Origin of the sequence: Rhodoferax sp. (assembly GCF_014859475.1) — a bacterium.
GTDB lineage: Bacteria > Pseudomonadota > Gammaproteobacteria > Burkholderiales > Burkholderiaceae_C > Rhodoferax.
Genome location: NZ_JACUUE010000249.1, coordinates 1 through 3214, shown reverse-complemented (window position 1 = coordinate 3214; position 3214 = coordinate 1). Strand labels below are relative to the sequence as shown.

Here is a 3214-nt window from a genome sequence, read left to right as displayed (position 1 = left end):
CCTGCAACATGATGGATGAATCTGCTTTGGAGGGCGTTCAGGCGTTCATCGAGAAGCGCCCGGTGCAGTTTTGAGTTGTGCTGAGCCGGTGGCTGTCTTGCTGCCCGACGGCTGCTGTGTGCCGGTGTCAATGCACCTTGCTGGGCGCATCGGAAAACAAACCGGTGATGGATGGCATCGGGTTGGTCTTGCTGATCAGTCCGACAAAGTGGGCCAGTTCTGCATCCTGAATAAAGCTGGCCGACGACGCGGCGGTGAGCAACTTGTCGGGGTGCTGTGAGTGTGCCACGGCAAAACCCTGCACGTAATCGACACCAATCTCGGTCAGCATTTCCACCGTGGCATTGTCCTCGGCCCATTCGGCAATCACTTTCATGCCCAGGTTGTTGGCGAGGCTGACGATGGCCTCGACGATGGCGATGTTGGCCGGGTGCTGGTTCATGTTGACAATGAAGCTGCCGTCGATCTTGAGCAGGTCTGCCTTGAACTCCTTCAGATAGGAAAACGAGGTATAACCCGCGCCAAAGTCGTCCAGCGCGACCTTGGCACCGTAACCCCGCACCCTGTCCACAAAACGGCGGGTATTGTCCAGATCGTGCAGCGCCACGCTTTCGGTGATTTCAAGGCACAACTTGTCAAGCAGATGCGGGTTTTGCTCCAGCATGGTGTAAATCTCACCCAGGAATTCTTCGTCGTTCAGTGATGCGCCACTCAGATTGATGCAGACGAATTTGATGTGTTTCATTTTCTCAAAATGGCAATTGAGCCAGGCCAGCGCGGTGGTCAGCACCCAGCGGTCGATCATGCCCATGCGGCCACTGGCTTCGCCCGCCTTGATCAGGTGCTCGGTGTTGATCTGCTTGCCTTGGGGGTCGCGCATGCGCAGCAGCACCTCGAAATTGAGCGACGCATGTGGTGCCTTGAGCGACATGATGGGCTGCATTTCGAGGTACAGGCCGTCGGTGGCAGACGGGGTGGCGAGCAGGGCGATCAATTTCAGTTCGGCCTCGTGCTGCTGAAACGCCGCCGCGTGCTTTTCGTACACCACCAGACCGGGGCCGCTGGTGGTCTTGGCCTCGCGACAGGCGCGGTCAGCTGTTGACATCACATCGTTGAACTGCATGCCGGGGCTGACTTCGATCAGCCCGATCGAGCAACGCACGTTGAAGGCGTTGTCCCCCACGCGGTAGGGTTGAGTGCCAAGCACGTCGATCAGGCTGCGGCAGATCACCGTGGCCAGGGTGATCGGCGTTGCCGGAAAGACAATGATGAACTCATCGCCACCGACGCGTCCAAAATGGAATTCGGGCGACAGCAGCTCCGAGACCCGCGCGCACACCTGTTGCAACACTTCGTTGCCGGCGCCATGGCCAAACAGGTCATTGATGAGCTTGAAGCGGTCAAGGTCAAGATAGGCCACCGCCAGCGGTTTGTCTTCGGATTGACTCGCGATGGCTTCGTTGAGCGCCTTTTCTATGCCGCGGCGGTTCAATATTTTGGTCAGTGGATCATGGCTGGCGAGAAATTCCAGTTCGGCGGTGGCCCTGGATTTTTCCGTGATGTCCTGCAGCGAGCCTTCGATTCTGTCGTACGCCAGCGTGGCCTTGACGAGAAAACGCTTGGGTGTCGCGCCATCGGCAGGAGCGCGGCCATTGATTTCCATGTCGATCTGGCTTGTCTTGAAAATCAACTCATACAGCCGGGTCCAGGCACCTGCTTCAAAATACTGCTGCCAGTGGGAGCCGCCGTTTCTGAGCAAATTCTGGCCCAGCTTGTCGAGCAGGGCCGGGTTGGCGCTGAGGAACCGGCCATGCTGGTCGAGGGTAAACAGGCCGATGGGCATGGCCTCGAAGGTGTGCGCCAGTTCGGCTTGAACCTGCAGGCGCTGTTCATGCTCCTGTCGCATATGTTCGGCAATCGCCAGCGCCGTGAGCAGGCTGGACGACAAGGCGGCGGTGACGCTGTTGACGGATCCAATCAGCCCTTTGATGCCGAGCGCCGCAGCCAGCACCTCATAGAGACTGGCGACCAGGGTGATGCTGATGGCCGTGCCGTACCAGATGGCCACACGGGAGCGTGTTTTCTGCAGAATGCGAATAAGCAGAAAAATCAGCAAAGCGATGCCAACGCCGGCGACATACCAAATCAAGGGCAAAAATGAGGCATAAGGCAATGCTATCGATAAAAGAAGCAAGGGCAAGCAGCTCCATTGGGCGATACGCACAATAAATTTATAACCGATCCGTGGTAAATTTTCCTTGAAAAGCGAGGTGAACAGCGTGAGGGTCAAGATGTAATACAGGGTCATGGTCACTGACCTTGCCAGCACCAGCCATTCCTGCGGCACGGTGCTGCCCAGCCATTGCGTGTCCCAACCGGCAGACAGGGACGCCATGCGCAAATTCACCACCAGCCAGGCGGCAAACAGGACATACAGCGCGTTGCGATTGATCAGGGCTGTGATCAGGATAAAGCCTGCCAAAATCAAAATGCCACCATCCAGAAGCCCTGACTTGCGATGGAACTCCAGCGCAGAGACTTTCAAATCTGCGGCTTGCCATTTCAAAACAGAAAGTCGGGCCGGGCCGATAGCGCTGCTGCGACAAAGCACTTGGGCGCCTGGTTTGAGGGCATGCCTTAGCTCGAGTGCGAAACCGGCCTTGAGCGGGGCGATGCCATCAGTCGCACCCTGCCGATTGGCGCTGCCAAGCGCGTCGAGGGTGTTGGCCTCCCAGCACGCGATGTCCATCGCGTGCCGGGAGGGAAATTCGACCATCAACGGCGTCTTTGCTGCGTCCTCGGGAAGCACGAAAGAAAACCAGACGGGGGCTTCTGAAAGCTGGGTGTCATGGAACGGGCTGAAGGGGCGATCCCGCAACTGGGCAAGGGCTTCTGCGGTCGTCAAGGTCCCGGATTTTTCTTGCACCACCTGGATTGGAAGGGCTTGCGGTTCGCTCAGGGGGTATTGCGATTTCCAGGCAAACAGGGCCAATACAGACAGCACTCCGATCACCAGGGGCAACGCGTAGGTCGAAAGGGTATACAGCCAGCGTTCCAGGCCCCGGTTGAGGACCTCGACGCGCTGACAGAAAAGCCGCGATGGCTTGGGCATGAAGCTCATTATTGTGGTTTCAGTGATGACCTTGCCATGATAAAGCCGTTAACGTGAAAGAACGTCGTCATTGCGAACGAAGTGACGCAATCCATGACTTCC

At 57.6% G+C, this 3214-nt stretch carries 1 protein-coding gene; it reads right to left on the bottom strand.

The features are described from left to right. Positions 1–127 precede the first annotated feature (127 nt). On the bottom strand, positions 128–3112 hold the full coding sequence (locus tag IBX54_RS13850; protein ID WP_296543243.1) for an EAL domain-containing protein: 2985 nt from the start codon (positions 3110–3112) through the stop codon (positions 128–130). Positions 3113–3214 lie beyond the last annotated feature (102 nt).